We start from the raw sequence: 17,539 nt of genomic DNA, 5'->3' as shown, positions 1-17,539 counted from the left end.
GTTGATATGCCCTGCACTTTGTGAAACAAAACTTTGTTCAGTTTTCAAAGGTCTACCTAGCAAATTCTTTTACGAATCAGCTATTAAATTGTATCTTATCGTTATTTCGGTGTCAAGGAAAACTTTTAAAACCAACGTTTCAAAGGCTTTTCTTGTTACCCGAAGCAACTTATTAAGAGTATCATCTCGAACAGTTTCTGTCAACAACCAATTTTATTTAATTAATATTGGTACAGGTTGGCGTTGCCGTTCGCGACAACAGATATAACTATACCAGACTTTCAAAAAACGTCAACTCTTTTTTAAAAAAACATTCTCTAAAACGATTAAATCGATGAACACCGACTATCCTTAGCTAGCCACTAAGCTAATTTCTATCCCTCGAAATACTGTTTCCATTTATACAGAATAAAGCACCCACTAAAAATCCAACGCTGGATTTTTAGTGGGTGCTTTATTAACCGCAACACTAGCCGCAGTTAATATTCTAATGCTGAGTCTTATTTAACTCTCGCTAAGAAATATCTTTTCTTCCCACGTCGCACGATAACAAACTTACCATCAAAATGCGCACTAGGATCAATCTGTGCATTGACATCTGTAACTTTTTCACCGTTAATGCGAATGGCGCCGTTAGTGATATCTTCCCGTGCCTGTCGCCGTGACGATTCAATACTAGTGACGTCGACAAGCCATTCAACAATATTGCGAACCTCAGCCGTGATATCAACCGATGGCATGTTCTTAAACCCTTGTTCAATTTCACTCGCAGACAATGCAGACACATCACCTGAAAAAAGTGCCTTAGAAATGTTTTCGGCTTCTGTAACGGCGGTCTTACCGTGCACGAAGGACGTGACTTCCTGCGCTAAGCGACGTTGCGCTTCACGTTTTTCTGGCTGTGTCTCGACTTTCTGCGCTAAATTGTCAATCTCTTCCTTATTAAGAAAAGTGAAATACTTTAAATACTTGACAACATCCCGATCATCCTGGTTCAACCAAAACTGGTAAAATTCATACGGCGTTGTTTTTTCTGGGTCAAGCCACACAGAACCACCGGCCGTTTTACCAAACTTAGTGCCATCTGCTTTGAGCATTAAGGGAATCGTTAGCCCATATGCCCGCGCTTCACTACCTTCAATTTTATGAATCAGATCAATCCCTGCAGTGATGTTGCCCCATTGATCCGCGCCACCAATTTGAAGTTGCACGTCTTCATGCTGATACAAATGTAAAAAATCGACCGACTGCAAAATTTGATAAGTAAATTCTGTAAATGAAATACCAACTTCCAGCCTTGAAGCAACGACTTCCTTTGCTAACATGTTGTTGACGTTAAACAACTTACCATAATCACGAAGAAAATCTAAAAGTGACATCTTTGATAACCACTCGTAGTTATTAACGATTTTAAAACTACCGTCTTGTCCAAACAAATGCTCCATTTGCGCAGTAATGGCGTCTTCGTTGTGGTGGATTTGAGCCATGGTCTGAAGAACCCGTTCCGATTTCTTACCGCTGGGATCACCGATCGACCCTGTCCCACCGCCAATGACGATTACTGGCTTATGACCAGCGAGTTGGAATCGTTTTAAAATCATGAATGGAATCAAATGACCAATATGCATTGAATCGCCAGTTGGATCGATGCCGACATATAATCCAACCGCCTTTTCTTTAACCAGGTCGCTCAGACCAGCCTCATCCGTTTGTTGATTAATGGCACCCCGCCATTTCAATTCATCTAAAATTGTCACAAGTAGCCCTCCTTAAGACTAAAAAAGTCCCTACCAGCATCATGCTAATAGGGACGAGAATAAATTCCGCGTTACCACCCAAGTTATTGTTTCTATATTATAGAAGAAACAATCTCTCGACATCGATAACGAGATGGTCCGCTAGACTGTAATCCAGATCCGCTCCACAGTGTACTTCAGTTGTCGTAACGCTTGGCTTACAGTCACCGCCAAGTCCCTTAGTTACTCGTTCATCGCCAACCTACTGTCTGTATCATAGCTGATATTAATCATACAAATGAAACACCAAAAAGTCAATGCAACATTCTGCCTGTAAAGTATGGTAAATTGGAGAAAATGATTGGAGGTGACTGAATGCTATGGATAGCTGTGACGCTCTTTATCGTTGTCTTTCTTGCCGTACTGATTAACCCGATGAGCCTCATTCATCAGCTTGCGGTAGTCACCCTGGCAGTGTCAGCCTGCGAGTTACTAATGACACAACAAGTCCTGCACGTGCGGCACCCCAAAGATCTGGTGATGACGACGGTAATCGTAATTGCCAATCTTACCATTCTATGGGGCGCCAAAGCTTTGACTCATGGGAAACCCTACGTCAAACGCTTCTGGATGCCCTTGGCCACCGTCCTGATTACCCTTAATTTGCTCATCCTACCAGCATACTGGGTAGTGCAGACGATTTTTGGCGGCATCATCATATGGTTTGCGTGCGTATGGTTATCACTACTTTTATTAATGGCCGCTTATTTCGTTACAACAAGAATGGCAATTTCTCACCAAATCAGTCACCCCAAAATCATTATCGTTCTTGGTGCACAAGTCACTGTCAACGGTCTATCCCGTACACTCCGCCGTCGTCTTGATTGTACTCTGCGCGCGTATCATCAGCTGGATCATAAACCCCTTATTGTGGTGAGTGGCGGTCAGGGTGCCGATGAACCACAGACCGAAGCTCAGGCAATGGCCGCCTACCTTATTCAGAACGGCGTGCCCGCGAAAAATATTGAACTCGAAAACCAGGCGACGTCCACCCAGGAAAATTTTCGTTTTAGCCGACTGATTTTAAACCCTCAGTTACCTGCTGATACGGCTTTTGCCACAAGCGACTACCACGTCACCCGAAGTCGGCTTCTTGCCGCAAATGACGGTTTTTCAACCATCGGTGTTCTAGCTGCCCCGACAAGCCCTGAAAGCCTGTTTTCCGCAACGATGCGGGAACTGGTCGCCCTCACCTATTACTACCGTTATTCGTTGGCAGCAATCTGGGGCGCGGCTGGTGCCGTTATTGCCCTATTATTTGGTATATGCCACTAATTTCGATTGCTTATTTTTAAATGAACACCCCGTTTTCCGTATGATGATAACGTTTTCATTCTCATTAACATTCACAATCTCTTTACACAGTTGTAAATAAAAATGAAAATCTTTTACATTTCAGCTTGTTTTTCAGCCAGTTTTCTAATATAATAATGACGTTGACAAGAAGAAAACACAAAAACGAAACGAGGAGTTTTTCTAATGAAATTAGGTTTAATCGGATTAGGAAAAATGGGTATCCATTTAGCCCAAAACATGCTTCGTCACGATAACGAAGTCGTTGGTTTTGATCTTGATACTAAGTTAGTCGAAGAAGCCGCTACTTACGGTGCTGCTACTGCCACTACTTTGGAAGATATGGTTAGCCAATTACCATCACCAAAAATTGTTTGGATCATGGTTCCAGCTGGCAAACCAACTGACGCCACTGTTGATCAATTAGCTGACGCTTTAGGCGAAGGCGACATTGTTATCGATGGCGGAAACACTTTCTGGAAAGACTCTTTGCGTCACAACCGTCTTCTGACGGAAAAGGGCGTTCATTACTTTGATTGCGGTTCATCAGGCGGTTGGAGCGGTGCCTTGAATGGTGGGAACTTCATGATCGGCGGCGACGATAAAGATGCCTTTGAGACGATTCGCCCACTATTTGAAGATATCTCTCAAAAAGACGGATACCTTTACACAGGTAAAGCCGGCTCTGGTCACTACTTGAAGATGGTTCACAACGGTATCGAATACGGTATGATGGAAGCCATCGGTGAAGGTTTTGAAGTATTGCAAGCTTCTGACTTTGATTACGACAACGAAGCCGTTGCTAAGGTCTGGAACCACGGTTCTGTTATCCGCAGCTGGCTGATTGAATTGGCTGAAGCTGCCTTTGCTAAGGATGCTAACCTTGACAAGATCAAGGGCCGCATGCACTCAAATGGTGAAGGTCAATGGACTGTTGAAGACGCCATGGCTCACGGTGTTCCTACCCCGGTTATCTCTGACGCCGTTCAAGTTCGTTTCCGTTCAATGCAGGATGACACCTTTAATGGTAAAGTTGTTTCAGCTTTACGTAACGGTTTTGGTGGTCACGCAATGGACAAGAACTAATCACATTAAACTTAATCAAAACGCCTGCAAGATTAAATAATTTTGCAGGCGTTTTTTAATACAGTGTGCTGCAAAGTGATCTTCCAACTCCAACCGCAAAAAGCCTGAAAAAAGGCTGGTTTTTCAAAATTGTACTAAACTGAACGCTCTCACGCATCAAGGTTATTAAGTCCAACCGAATAATAAGTGGCTGCTCTCAGCCAAATAGGGCACCTCAGATCACAATTCCTGATGAATTTTGGTCTGAGGTGCCTTATATTCTGGGAGCAAAACCGTCTCTGATCCCACTCTTTTTGACGATTGGTCAAATATTTGATTTTATTTCCGTCATTTTATGCGGGCAACTGACAACACACTTAGCACGCCTGTGACTACACCATAACATCATATTACGGTCCCGGCGTATTTGCCTCACGCCGAATCGCGCGCGCAACCCTGAATTTTCTGTAGGTCATGGCAATTAAAACGGGAATGATCAAACCGGCCACCCACTGAATTTCCCAGTGGTTCAAAACTGGCACAATGGCGAATGAATCTAGAATTAATTTATGCATATACATAATGGCACTCGAATACCAGCCAAATGGTAGCAACCATCTAAATATACCGCCGATTTTCATCAACCAATCACTCACCATAAATATCATAAAGCAGACAATTAAAGGAATGAATAGGCCTAGAAACGAATTGGCAATATTATGTGATTTCAAATAAAGGCTAAACCGTAAAATACCGCGATACTTGGCAATAATAAGCACAGCATAAATCGCCATTGTGGCCACAATCAAGTAGTTTTTATGCGGTATCTTGTCATAGTACTTAAACCCATAATACCCGCACAACATGTACAGCGTTGTGAGTAAGACAATGTCCGCATCCCACGGCAGGTATTTGTATTGGAAGAATTCCATATGCTTATAAGTCATCCCGGTCATATACAGCGTTAGCGCAATGAAAAACTGGGCGGGAATCGATTTGACCCAAGTGATAATTAATTCCACTGCAATGACGGTCAATATATAGACGGTCATAAACCAAAAAATGGATAGATCATGATTCAAAGTCTGACCACCATAGACCAAGCGGACAAAGTAAAACGCCGTGTAGGTTCAACTATGTCCCCTGACAAAATGACTGATCAAAATTAAAATGCTGCCAGCAAAAAAGTAACTTTTAAGATTCGGCACGATTCTTCTTTTGATAAAGTGGCGAAATCCAGGCCACGTTTGTTTCAGAGGTTTTAAGAAAAAACCCCCAATAATGAAGAATAGTGGCATATGCCACCAATATATGACTGAAAAAGCTGTACTCATTTTTGGATCCGCCACCAGCGGATGAATGGCATGACCAAGTACCACAGCAATCATCCCAATCGCCTTGGCCATGTCGACCCATTCAACGCGTTTTGCCATCAATTCTCATCCTTCCACACAAGTTCTCTTGCTCTATTTTACCTAAAAATAAGAAAAAATGAGCTATATTACACAAACGTAATTAAAAGAGTAGCAAAAAGTAACTCAAAGCGACGCTGAAAATCACTATGACGCAAATAACCTTTTGCATTCAAGCGATGTTATTTCTTCAAACCCTACCTAATGTGCGAACTATCATCGTTCGTTAACTACTACATTAAACTTAAAGAAGTCCCGGTCTCAACGCCATAATAAACCGTGCTTGCTATATTGCATCAAGGTCATGCCCGGCAGATCAACCCTTAATTACCAACCGTTGCTTCCACGCATGGCATATACTCACGAACGTCACCCAACTGTCTCTGGTCAGCAAGCCGAACTAATGCGTAAATCAAACGCCTGTTCCGCATTGATACAAACACAGTAATCCATTCCGAAGTCAACGTTTGGTCTATTCCTAGCAGGGCAAACTGTGTCATAATAGAATCACTACTGTAGGTTTGGAGAGATCATGGTGAAAAAGGCTTATGAAAAAATGCCGGTGTGGGTCGTATACACAATATTATTTGCTCTCATTGTGGCCGTTACATTCGGCGCGTTAAGCAGTTTCGGGGCGTCAACAATTTGGAACTTGGACGGTATCGCCCAGCATTATCCGATTTTAAAAGAATTTTATCGCATTTTGCACGGGACTGCCCACCAGTCTCTGTTTAGCTGGTCCTGGAATCTGGGACTCGGTGCCAACCAAATGACAACGTTTGCGTACTACGTCGTAGGGGATCCATTCAGCTACTTAATTGCACTCTTCCCAGCCGATCGCATTGAATTTGGTTACTGGGTGCTGACGATTATGCGACTTTACGGTGTTGGCCTCGCCTTTATGGTGTTTGCCGGACAATTTCGTTTAAAACGCGGTGGAACCCTCTTTGGCAGCCTCATTTATACCTTTAACGGGTTTACATTTTACGTCAGCTTTCACCATCCATTTTTTCTACTGCCGCTTATTTTCTTTCCGCTGCTGTGCCTCTTTATTGAGCGCATCTATCAAGGAAAGTCGCCGCTTGGGTTAACGATCGTCACCGCATTTGCACTGGTCAGCAACCTTTATTTTGCCTATGTACTGGGCATCGGTGCCTTTGTCTTCGCTGTCATTCGCTATTTTGACTTGCGAGCAAAGCACGCACAGTCGCGGCCAATCAGTCGCGTTATCGGCGCCTTTATCCTTGCCCTTGTGGTCGCACTCCTTATCGCCAGCGTCATTTTGTTGCCAATAATCATTGCGATGATCCATTCGTCGCGGTCGGGCGCAGCAATTTTTGCGAATGGTCTAACCACTTATCCGCAACTTTACTACTTACGATTGCCTTCATCATTATTGAACGCTAACGGCACCATCTATTATTGGACTGTCCTTGGGCTGAGCGGCCTCACACTAATTGCCATTATCTGGATGATGCGCCGATTCAAACGATACTGGGCGTTAAATACACTGGTAATACTCACTGCACTGGGCTTACTGCTGCCGCAGTTTGCAGCCGTCATGAACGTTATGAGCACACCATCAAACCGCTGGATTCTGCTCGCTCAACTCGTTTTTGCGGTGTTAACAGCAATCTTTATTGATCACCTCAGCGATTTAACAGTGGCAGATTTCCGCTGGTTTCTTGGTGTAACGCTGATCATCATCATCCTTGTATGGTGCACAAACGGGTTTATTTTCAAAACTGGGTCACACTTCTTTATGAGTTTCGGCTTGTTTTTGGCCTTTCTTCTTGTTTTCGCGGACGCCCTGTTGAAGCCAGCGCCTGCGACCAGAATAAAACCAGTCCTACTGGTCGTGATCACACTGAATTTGATCAACACCGGGCTTGGCTTTTACAGCAGCAATTACAGCGATGCACCAAAGAATGAGATCCGAACTGGTGCCGCTGCAAAATGGACAACAAACTTCTTCGATCAAGCTGATCAATTCCTCAAAAAAATCGACCACACCTTCTATCGTACAGCAAATTCAAGCGACTACTACACCATGCCAACCGTTGGCAACAACCTCAGTATGCTGCTTGGCACGCACAGCATTAGTTCCTACTATTCAGTTCAAAGCGGCGCGGTGGACAGCTTTAATCGTGAACTTGGAAACGCGCAGACGGCCATGAATAACCCGACCGGAAACGTCGATAATCGAACCACAATGCTGAGCCTTTTAGGCGTCAAATACCTCTTTACCCGTCAGGATGATTGGGTCAACAAAGCGCCGCATCCGTATGGTTTCAGCGCGGTTAAAACCAAGTCCGGTCACGCAAAAGTATTTGCTGATCACCCCGTCTATCAACTGGGAAACGGGACTGGCACAGTGGTTCTCAAAAACAAGTACGCCCTTCCATTAGCATATTTGCAGACCAGCCAGCTCACCGCTAAATCGTTTAACCGATTGTCAGAACCAGATAAAGAACAGGCACTGCTCACTGGGGTACAGACGAGCAAGCACATTTCCGGTGTGGCACAAACGACGGCAAAACCAGTCAGCAAATCGGTTGCCTATAGTGTTAGTACAACTAGTTTGCCAATCACTACTCTGCAACAGGCGATCGGTTACCGGCTCGACAATAACACTAATCAGTCCCTTTCAGCCAAATCCGTTAAAGATGCCGATCAATTATCACCCAAAGAAGCTAAACAGTATGCCGCTGCAACGAACCTTCAGCATCCGTCTAAAACGATCAAACGGCTGCTCAAACAAAACCAGCAGCTGATTACCAACAATCAAAAAACAAATCTAAACGGGTTGACCACAATGACCAGTGACCTGCTGGGACAGCGACAGACTTACCAATTAACTCTAAAACACCCTCAGCGGTATAAGAACTGCGAACTCTACGTTGAATTATCAGGGATCCACGCTTCGTTTGCTGATACGAATGAGCGCCAAACATTGGCGGCCAACCGCTACAAAATGGCTGGAACGCCATTTACCAAGGGCCAGCGTTTGAACTCATGGCGAACCATTGTCAAGTCGCCCTTCTTTGACAGTTATGACCTCACCGTATCTGCCAACCACACAAAAACAGATTTTACTCAGCTGGGCATCAACAACATGTCCGACTATGAGCCAAAACATCATTTATTGCTCAATATGGGATATTCCAGCCGATTACGAAAAACCATTTCATTATCATTTACCAACGCCCAAAGACTAACATTTAAAGACGTTCGCATTATTGCGGTGCCGCTTGGCAGCCGATATCGACAACAAACAAGCACATTACGAGCTCAGTCATTAAATAAGCTGAAGGTAACAAACAACTACGTGGCTGGAACCAGTTCTGCAACCAAGGGGACGGTATTGACGACCTCAATTCCATATTCAACCGGTTGGCACCTCACCGTTGATGGCCGCCAAACCGATACGCAACAGGTCAACAGCGGTTTTGTCGGGGCTAAGATTCCCGCAGGCCGTCACAAGATCGTCCTTACTTACGAAACACCCGGTCTCAAGATTGGTATCATTGCATCAGTCGTTGGCGTAATACTACTTCTCAGTGGCAGTATTTGGTTGATAATTCGGCGGCGAATCCTGCCGAATGACCCCTAATTTGGTATACTTAAGACAGAGAGAATTGGTTAGACACACTACTTGATGAGGAGCGTTTTAATCATGAAAACAATTACAGCATATTTTGTACGGCATGGGCAGACCATGTTAAATCACTATAACAAGGTTCAGGGCTGGATCGACTCTCCCCTAACCGAACAGGGCATTGCTGACGCCGACCGTGCTGGTCAACAATTAAAGGCACTCGATTTTAACGCCGCTTACAGTTCCGACTCCGGTCGTGCTATTGAAACCGCCAGCCATATTTTGAAAGCTAATCCCGAAAACATCAACATCATTAGCTATCAATACCCAGAATTTCGCGAACAGTGCCACGGTTATTTTGAAGGAAATGACCTGAATCAAATGTGGCAGTTCGTGGGTGAACAGGTCAATCTGACTTCTGAATCGGCTGTGCTTGGCACCTATGGGTTAGAGAAGGCCCGCGACCTGATTCATAAAGCCGACCTTTACGGTGAGGCTGAAAGTAACGACATGTTCTGGGAACGCCTTGATTGCGGCTTCAATAAGCTGCGTGCCAACAGTCAGGACGGCGACATTGCCCTGGTTGTTTCCCACGGGATGACGATTCGCTCCATCGTCGACCGCTATGCACCTGAATTAGACACAGGGTTTGCCACCATTAACGGGAGCATTACAAAGTTGACCATTACGGATGACAACATCCACGTCGACTTCTTTAACAGAATAGACTACGTTGCAAAATAAAAACTAAAATACCCAGTTGGCTGTAAACGAGAATCTTCTCTCGTCTGTACACGCAACTGGGTATTTTTTTGTGTCATGATTCTGCAATGGCAGGCACCAGCGCCACACTCTGCATCCTGACGATGACTCTTCCTGTCAGTTCAATGACTTTCCATCGGTCTTCAATGTGATGATCAATAATTTTAACCATGATAGAGCGTTCATAAATTTTTTCAATTTGGCCAATGAAGGAGCGCTTGAGATTACCGTTTGGTTGGCATTGGACGAGATCGTTTACTTTGAGCATGACGAGGACCTCCTTTAGGTCAGAAAAAGCGTATTAGTGATGATTTTGATTGCGGGATGGTTCGTCAGTACGACACTGGACAATATGCATGACTCTGGCATCACACTTCGACACAACAAGAGAATATTGATGCTTTTCGACGACTCGGCGATCCTTGAAATAAAAGTTCATTACTTCCACGACCAACCGATCCGAGAAGACGCGCTGAACCCGCCCAATAAACCCGGCGTGCATCTCATCATGATATTGGCACTTAACTAAGCTGCCGCGTGTGAATGTCTGTTCAGATTGAGTCATAACAATCAGCTCCCTTTCAATATGTATATATTATCTTAACTATAAGAATAGTTTGAGAATAATTTGTGAATTTTGTATGAAAGTTGGCATAGTGTGGCAAAAGATTGAAATTGAAGCATACCGCCCTCTGAGAAAAAATTCTGAACCTTTTTTTGCTCAGCGTCCGTTGCACAATACGTTTTGGGTCAAAAACATGAGCGCCATGCGATTCGGAATCCCTAGCTGAGCGAGCAGTCAAGGACAATGGTGTCCCATGTAACTCGCATGATCGCCTAAGTATTCTATAATATATTTCGTAAAATCGGTTTGATTCCGCAAAAAACCACCATACCCTCTTTTTAAAGAATGTATGGTGGTTTTTATTTTGTAAATTTATTGGACGTTTGCCTGATGGTGGGTTTTCCAACTAAGTCAAGCCTGTACAAGCCCCACATCCTGTTTCCGGCTTGCTACTTTAAATTACTCTCCAAATAAGTAGCAAGTACGCTCCCCATCTTCTTATAGCTGCTTGCAGTAGGATGCAAACGGTTATCGCCAAAGAAGGTTAACCGGGAATCGGCATTTGGCAAAAATTCACTTTCATAGTCCGCCCAATTAAAGACCTTGACGTTGTGAGCTTCGTACACTTCTTTTTCAGTATCGCGGACATCGCTCAATGAGTAAGCGTGGTCTTTGTACAAGGTATCTGCCGCATTCACATAAGTGTCTGTCGTCGAATCCAAGACCCAACAGTCCATTGGCAGGATGCCGACGATCTGCGCATCGGGATGTTTAGCTTGTAGTTCAGTTAAATCAGTATCCAAAGTATTTTTAATTTTGGCTAGTGACAATACGTGGAAGTAGTCGTTGACACCATAGGCAATCGTAATGACGTCTGTGTTTTTAAAACTATGATTTTCGATATTGTAAGTCAGATCCAGGTCAGTATCACCGGAAACTTCCCCGTTGTTTTCACCATAGTTTGTGACACTCATGCCCGTCTTGCTTGCCGCTACCTCTGGGTATGGATCAGCCGCATAATCGCTGCCCGTCCAACCCTTGGTGATCGAATCACCTAAACTAGCCATCGTCATCTGGCGAATCCATTTGTCGTAAACCCAACCTTTGACGCTTGGCTTGCTAGCGACTTTAATATAGTCGTACTTCATGCCATTTTTTAACGTTGCCTGCTTGGTCACGAGCAACGACTTGTCCGTGTAATTTTTCAACCAGTGCGTCTTTTTTGCGTTCTTATTTGAAAGGTAAGGATAATTCCAAATAGCTGTCGTCATTTTGGTTGGATCCTTAACACTGACTACTTTGGCCCGCTCGGTAAGACTAGTCGTGGTCTTTACAGCGTAATTCTTATCGACCTTGGCTGCACTTGCCTTGCTGCTGATACCGAATAATAGTAACCCGGCCATTGCGCTGCCGAGGACTGCCTTCAAGATATGATGCTTTGAGTTAAACAACTCACGTACCCCCTATATTCCATTCGATGTTTTTAATTATAGCCCTCCAATACCGCAAATAATGGGTTCGTAATCATTTTGTCGCCGGAATTTAATATTAATGGGTCGTCAGCGTGTTCACGAGGTATTTCAGCAACTGACTTAGTCGCATGCCAAACCTGCGATCGGGGACTTCCCTTGCAGTCTGGTCAAGCGCCACAGCCGTCCCTCTCACAGCCAGTTTAACGGCTTGATTAAACGATATCCCATTTGCCAGACCACCACTGAGCACCGCGGTAAACACATCGCCGCTGCCGTAAAAGTGACCGGGTCTTTTGCGTGTATCTAGAACGTGATCTGAATCGTTCTCAAACCACATTGTTCGAACCTGGTCGCCAACTGAGATGCCAGTTACGACGACTTTAAGGTCTGGATCGTGCAACCACAATTGGTCGACTGCCTGACGGACACGTTTACGATCAGCTTCTGGTTGCGGGGATTGACCAATAAGAAGCTGCAACTCTGTCCAGTTTGGGGTAATGATGGTGGCTTCAGTAATTAGTGATCGTACCTGTTCAACGTAATCAGCGGGTAATCCAGGATACATCGTCCCATTGTCTGCCATAACAGGATCGAGAATTAACCAAGATAGCGACTGCTCAGCCAAATAGCGTTTCAGCTGGGTTATGAGCGCCGATTGCCCTAGATAGCCGATGAGACCAGCACTTGGATGCACGTTGACGAGCGTCCAGTGCGCAAAGACAGCCTCCAGCCATTTGGCTGAAGACTGTTTTGCTGGGTTATCAAACCCCTCAGTTTGCGTTGATAGTAACTGCGTTGGTACGCTTGCCACTGGGACATTGCAAGCCGCTAAAATTGGGACAGCAACGCCCAATGACATGGTCCCGATAGCGGAAAGATCCTCCGCCACCATTAGCGGATTTGCTGACGTTACATATTGATCTGTCATTATGAATCCAGCAAATGCGGCAGACGGTTTTCTAACGGAATCGATACAAGATAGGCAACAACGCCGCCCAAAATACCTTGAATAAAGTTGGTCGGTACCCCGATCAAACCTACAGATACGTGGTACAGCAATGAGTCGGTCAGGAAATATCCCGCAACCATCACAACGGTACCCACAACCATCGCAAGAATTTTAATACCGCGTGACTTACCGGCACCGATCCAGCCGGCAACAAAGCCTTCAAGACCGTGGACAACCAGTGAGAAGAACATATACTGCGAGTAGCCGGAGATTAGATCCAGTAAAAAGCCGCTTAGTGCGCCAACGATTGCACCTTGTTTGCGACCCAATAAGAGGGCAGCGATAAAGATGCCAGCGTCACATAGATTAACGTTCCCATGAGTCATCGGTACTGGAATTAAGAAGAACCGCGAAATAACAACGGTCACAGCTACCAGCATCGCAAGGTAAACCACCTCACGCGTTGATGTATGTTTAGAATTACCCAATCCAATTCCCTCTTTACTTAATTAATTTTAATCATTTTAACATCTTTAGTAAAACAAGTGATAATGGCAAAAGCACTATTACAACAGTCATACTCGCATCAATGTAACATTCAAGCAATGACCATTTCTCATAAAATGTCAAAACAACTAACCATAGGTAACTTAGCATGTCAGCCATTGTGTCGGCAACAACCAATTGGCTTGAATTCATCTCAACCAATTTACTTTCGCAACCACAAAAAAAGGGTATTGTGAACATCCACGTGTCCACAATGACCCTTTTATGTGTTTACAATCGTACTAAATGCACTAACATCTTAGTAACGGTAATGCTAGTTATTAGCAGTCTTTTCTTCTTCAGCCTTCTTAGCACGCAGTTTCTTTTCTAGATCAGCAACAATTGCCTTGTGCTTATCTTCAGTCAGGCTAACCTTAAAGAAGTAGATCAAGGCGGCGATGACAATCAGGATAACTGGAGCGTAGAACATGAATGACTTGAAGACCATCAGCTGGTGGGCAGAAACACCGCCAGCCTTGGCAGCACCGACCATCCCAGAATGGACAGCGGCTAAGGCAACGATCCCGTTAGCGAAGGCACCGGCCAACTTATCAAGCAACGGACGAACAGCCAAGGTAACGGATTCGTTACGGGTCCCATTCTTCCATTGTCCATATTCAACGGCATCTGTGATGGTCATCAAAGCGGCCAAGAAAATCATTGGGTATGGGAAGAAGAAGATGGCAATGGCAATCATAACAGCAACACTGTTAGTACCGGCAAACAAGAACACGGCATAACCAACGATCATCATGGTGATCCCACCAACGTAAATGGCTTTCCGTTGAACTTTGGCAACCAAAGTTGGGAACAGTGATACTGAAATGACACCCAGAATGGCCATTAACCAGCCAGCATAAGTAAATTGACCAGCTGCATTCATAACGTAAGTAAAGTAATACAGCAGCAGTGAGTTCGTAACAACATAACCCAATGCGAAGAAGAAGTATGAAACAGCTAACCACATTAACTGGTCATTCTTGATCAAGGCCTTAAAGATACCTACAACGCTCGTTTTTTCTGTATCTTCACGAATTAAAGTCTTTGATTCCTTCGTCCCTAAGGCAGTTGCTAAAGCACCTAAGAAGGAAACTAATGCAACAACGACCGCAAACCCGATCCAGCCGGCACGGGTTTCAGCACCGCCCTTAGCACCAGAGAAAATCTTTGAGAACCAAACAACCAATGCAACGATGGTAATAGGAACCGCTTGGGCACCAATAGTTGATCCCAAACGACCGATGGTACCAAACTTAGCACGAACATCTTCGTCAGTACTCAAAGCAGGCAGCATTGACCAGAAAGAAATATCTTTAAATGAATAGAAAATATCCAGAATGACGAAACTAATACCGAACAAAACCAAGTACAGGGTTGGATTTGAAGTGCTCAACCCACCGAAGTCGGTAAAGACAATAACCAGCATGATTGAACTGATGGTAGCACCAATCATCAACCATGGTTTGAACTTGCCCCACCTTGTATTGGTGTTATCGACCGCCCCACCAATCATTGGATCAAAGGCAATTTCGATGATTCGGATAACCACCATCATGGTCGAAACCATGTAAATCATATGCGAGTTAAACGTTTTGTTTGCAGTATCAAAAACTTCACTCGTAATAAAAATCACTAAATAAGTGCTTAATGTGGCGTAGAACGCGTCATGGCCAAAGGCCCCTAACGCGTAAGACGTATACTGTTTAACGTGTTTCATGAATGCGACAGCCCCTTAGTATAAATACAAATTAATTAATAACGCCGTTCAATAATCTTGTTCAAGATCCTGTTGCGTTCTTCAGTCTTAGCAACATCGAAACGCGTCTCTTCAAGATTGTTAAAGTCTTGAGCTAGTAACACCGCCTCAAGATATAACGTTAATTGGCGTTTGATGTAAATTTTATCTTCCTCTTCATCCTTCTTAGGGTTGCCACCCAAAACGGCCTCAGCGAAAGCTTTAACATCCAACGTGATCTTATCGTTTTTGTCTGCCATAAGAATTAACCTCCCACTCTCTCAAATTTTTGAAGCAATCAACCAACTTGCAAAGTTCGACAACCAAAATTTCACAAGCACGACTTTCCAGTTTGTGAAACACACCATAAATGCAAGCCCTTACATTTAGACGAATTCTGAAAATTTATTTTGTGAAATTCTGTTGCCTTAAAACTCTTCCTTATTTTAGCACAATCTTTTTCAATTGAAAACGCTTACTAAAAATTTCAATAAACTTTTACCCATAAATTTAGTTAAACTTTTTCCTAAATCGTTTTTACCGCGCGGGTTGTGCTTTCTTTGTGGGTGAGCAAAGTGAAAAAAAGTTTTTTTCTCAATAGTCGTCATTCATCAAAATAGCTGTAAGTTGATTGATATCGGCAAGTAAAAAGGCACAGTCATGGTCAACTGTGCCTTGCCTGATTCTTATAATTGTGTGCGCTGTGTCTAAAATCTAGACGTCCGGTACGCGCATCTAAACTGCGGTGCCCTGCATCCATCTTGCAATTTGCTGGTGATTGGATCCTCTATTTTGCGATTCTAAACACATCGAACGGGGAAGAACCACTAAATACCGTACTTACCGCACCAGATGAAAGTTCAATTTTGCCGACCGGCACTTGACCTGACATTGCGATGTTGCTGCCTTGCCTGATTGCCGAGGCCAAGATAGTGGGCGACTGCAAATAAGGGTATTCAGCAACTTAAACGGCACTGTACCACCGTTTGCTACCAGCCCATCTCCGCGGCATTATCTGGCAAAGAAAGTTTCCCAGCAGCTAAGTCCGTGAAGGCTTGGTTCAAAATGGCGAATGCTTTTTCCAACTGTTCGTCGGTAATAACTAACGGGGGTTGAAAACGCAGGACATTGGTCTTTAAACTAATGATGATGGCACCCAGTTCAAAGACACGGTAAATAATCTTCGTTGTAGCATCGGCATCCGGCTTGCCCGTTTCAGGGTCAATGATGTCGATCCCCCCATTCAGGCCGTACATCCGAATGTCTCCGATGAACGGAAACTTCTCGCGTTCGTCACGGAAGAATTTTTCCGCCCGTTTGCCCAATTTCGCACTGCGTTCAATCAGATGCTCGTCTTCTATTACGTCAATCGTGGCCATTGCGGCAGCCGTGGTGATTGGGTTACCTGCAGTGGTAAACAGGTGGCCTGGTGCGCCCAAGGAATCCATGATCTCTTGACGACCGATCACAGCACTCAGCGGCATACCTGAAGCCAGCGATTTCCCGACTGACATTAAATCAGGTTCCAGACCGAAGTTTTCGATCGACCACCACTTGCCAGTTCGGCCCATGCCTTGGTTCACTTCGTCAACAGCAAATAATATCCCGTTGTCGTGAGCAAACTTGTAGATTTTTTCCATGAACTTCTGCGGTGCCTTTACAATGCCGCCATCTCCTTGAATCGGTTCAATGAGAATGGCCGCCGTTTCTTCAGCAGGCAAATAAGTTTCAAATGGTAATTTGAAGGCCGCAAACATCCGATCGACAAATGCATCGTCTGTCTCACCCTTCAGCCGCTTCCAAGGGTCAGGAAACGGCACCTTAACCACGCCTGGCAACATAGGACCAATCTTACGGCTCATGTTCAAACTGACCGCAGAGAGCGTCTGTGAGCCATATGTGGAGCCATGGTAGGCTCCGGTAAAGCTCACGATGTTCGGTCGGCCAGTATAGGCGCGAGAAAATTTGATGATTGCATCGTTAGCGTCTGAGCCTGAGTTTCCCCAAGCCAAGGCTTTGGGTCCGCTGATCGGCGCCAAAGCTGCTAACCTTGGTGCTAATTTTGCTTCATTTTCGGTCGCAAAGTAGGCGGCCGTGTACTGGATCAAACGCGCAGCCTGGTCCTGAATTGCTTTTACAACGTGGGGATGGGCGTGGCCCGTGTTAGTGGACGATGCACTGGCAAGTAAGCCAATGTAGTCGTTGCCATCAACGTCAGTGACCACAGCCCCCTTCCCTGAACGAATCACAATATTGTAGTACTTTACCCGGGCGGCCCGAGAAAATGCCGGCGCTTCGTTGGCTAATAAGCGTTCATTGTCACCCATTAATGATAATGAATCCTCC

The 17,539-nt window shown here is 44.6% G+C and carries 14 protein-coding genes and 1 other annotated feature; of the genes, 4 read left to right on the top strand and 10 right to left on the bottom strand.

Going from position 1 to position 17,539, the window contains the following annotated elements; translation table 11 throughout:
- Positions 1–500: 500 nt before the first annotated feature.
- Positions 501–1,757, bottom strand: a complete 1,257-nt coding sequence (gene tyrS / locus FC82_RS15870; protein ID WP_056997477.1) for a tyrosine--tRNA ligase — start codon at positions 1,755–1,757, stop codon at positions 501–503.
- A gap of 46 nt (positions 1,758–1,803) precedes the next feature.
- Positions 1,804–2,023, bottom strand: a binding site (T-box leader).
- An 88-nt stretch (positions 2,024–2,111) separates the two neighbouring features.
- Here tyrS and FC82_RS15865 point away from each other — a divergent pair.
- Both FC82_RS15865 and gnd read left to right on the top strand, forming a co-directional pair.
- Complete coding sequence (locus FC82_RS15865) at positions 2,112–3,071, top strand: YdcF family protein (protein WP_056997476.1); 960 nt, start codon at positions 2,112–2,114, stop codon at positions 3,069–3,071.
- A gap of 204 nt (positions 3,072–3,275) precedes the next feature.
- Entirely contained in the window at positions 3,276–4,175 is a 900-nt protein-coding gene (gene gnd / locus FC82_RS15860) for a phosphogluconate dehydrogenase (NAD(+)-dependent, decarboxylating) (RefSeq protein ID WP_054761951.1), read from the top strand.
- 389 nt (positions 4,176–4,564) lie between these two features.
- Here gnd and FC82_RS15855 read toward each other — a convergent pair whose 3' ends face one another.
- Together FC82_RS15855 and FC82_RS15850 are read right to left on the bottom strand one after the other, a co-directional pair.
- Complete coding sequence (locus FC82_RS15855; protein ID WP_056997475.1) at positions 4,565–5,236, bottom strand: hypothetical protein; 672 nt, start codon at positions 5,234–5,236, stop codon at positions 4,565–4,567.
- A gap of 48 nt (positions 5,237–5,284) precedes the next feature.
- Positions 5,285–5,587: an acyltransferase family protein gene (locus tag FC82_RS15850; RefSeq protein WP_056997474.1), complete on the bottom strand. Its 303-nt coding sequence runs from the start codon at positions 5,585–5,587 to the stop codon at positions 5,285–5,287.
- Between the two features lie 514 nt (positions 5,588–6,101).
- On the opposite strand from FC82_RS15850, the gene FC82_RS15845 reads away from it, so the two are divergent.
- Both FC82_RS15845 and FC82_RS15840 read left to right on the top strand, forming a co-directional pair.
- Positions 6,102–9,179: a YfhO family protein gene (locus FC82_RS15845; RefSeq protein ID WP_056997473.1), complete on the top strand. Its 3,078-nt coding sequence runs from the start codon at positions 6,102–6,104 to the stop codon at positions 9,177–9,179.
- A 63-nt stretch (positions 9,180–9,242) separates the two neighbouring features.
- Positions 9,243–9,908: a histidine phosphatase family protein gene (locus tag FC82_RS15840; RefSeq protein WP_056997472.1), complete on the top strand. Its 666-nt coding sequence runs from the start codon at positions 9,243–9,245 to the stop codon at positions 9,906–9,908.
- A gap of 73 nt (positions 9,909–9,981) precedes the next feature.
- Here FC82_RS15840 and FC82_RS15835 read toward each other — a convergent pair whose 3' ends face one another.
- From FC82_RS15835 to FC82_RS15795, 7 genes are all read right to left on the bottom strand, one after another.
- A complete protein-coding gene (locus FC82_RS15835; protein WP_054761939.1) occupies positions 9,982–10,194 on the bottom strand; it encodes a hypothetical protein in 213 nt (70 codons plus the stop codon).
- Between the two features lie 746 nt (positions 10,195–10,940).
- Positions 10,941–11,942, bottom strand: a complete 1,002-nt coding sequence (locus FC82_RS15825; RefSeq protein ID WP_054761935.1) for an SGNH/GDSL hydrolase family protein — start codon at positions 11,940–11,942, stop codon at positions 10,941–10,943.
- Between the two features lie 97 nt (positions 11,943–12,039).
- Complete coding sequence (locus FC82_RS15820) at positions 12,040–12,891, bottom strand: PfkB family carbohydrate kinase (protein ID WP_056997471.1); 852 nt, start codon at positions 12,889–12,891, stop codon at positions 12,040–12,042.
- Positions 12,891–13,352, bottom strand: coding sequence for an ECF transporter S component (locus FC82_RS15815; RefSeq protein WP_054761955.1), 462 nt, complete (start codon positions 13,350–13,352; stop codon positions 12,891–12,893). Before FC82_RS15815 ends, FC82_RS15820 begins: the two co-directional genes overlap by 1 nt.
- A gap of 380 nt (positions 13,353–13,732) precedes the next feature.
- Positions 13,733–15,175 (bottom strand): glycoside-pentoside-hexuronide (GPH):cation symporter, encoded by a 1,443-nt coding sequence (locus FC82_RS15805; protein ID WP_056997470.1) that lies wholly within the window; start codon positions 15,173–15,175, stop codon positions 13,733–13,735.
- A 35-nt stretch (positions 15,176–15,210) separates the two neighbouring features.
- On the bottom strand, positions 15,211–15,453 hold the full coding sequence (locus FC82_RS15800; protein ID WP_054761927.1) for a hypothetical protein: 243 nt from the start codon (positions 15,451–15,453) through the stop codon (positions 15,211–15,213).
- A gap of 729 nt (positions 15,454–16,182) precedes the next feature.
- On the bottom strand, positions 16,183–17,520 hold the full coding sequence (locus FC82_RS15795; protein WP_056997469.1) for an aspartate aminotransferase family protein: 1,338 nt from the start codon (positions 17,518–17,520) through the stop codon (positions 16,183–16,185).
- Positions 17,521–17,539: the final 19 nt, after the last annotated feature.

The organism is Secundilactobacillus collinoides DSM 20515 = JCM 1123 (assembly GCF_001435975.1).
Taxonomy (GTDB): Bacteria; Bacillota; Bacilli; order Lactobacillales; family Lactobacillaceae; genus Secundilactobacillus; species Secundilactobacillus collinoides.
The sequence above is the reverse complement of the archived record's forward strand: the minus strand, read 5'-3'. Positions and strand labels throughout refer to the sequence as shown.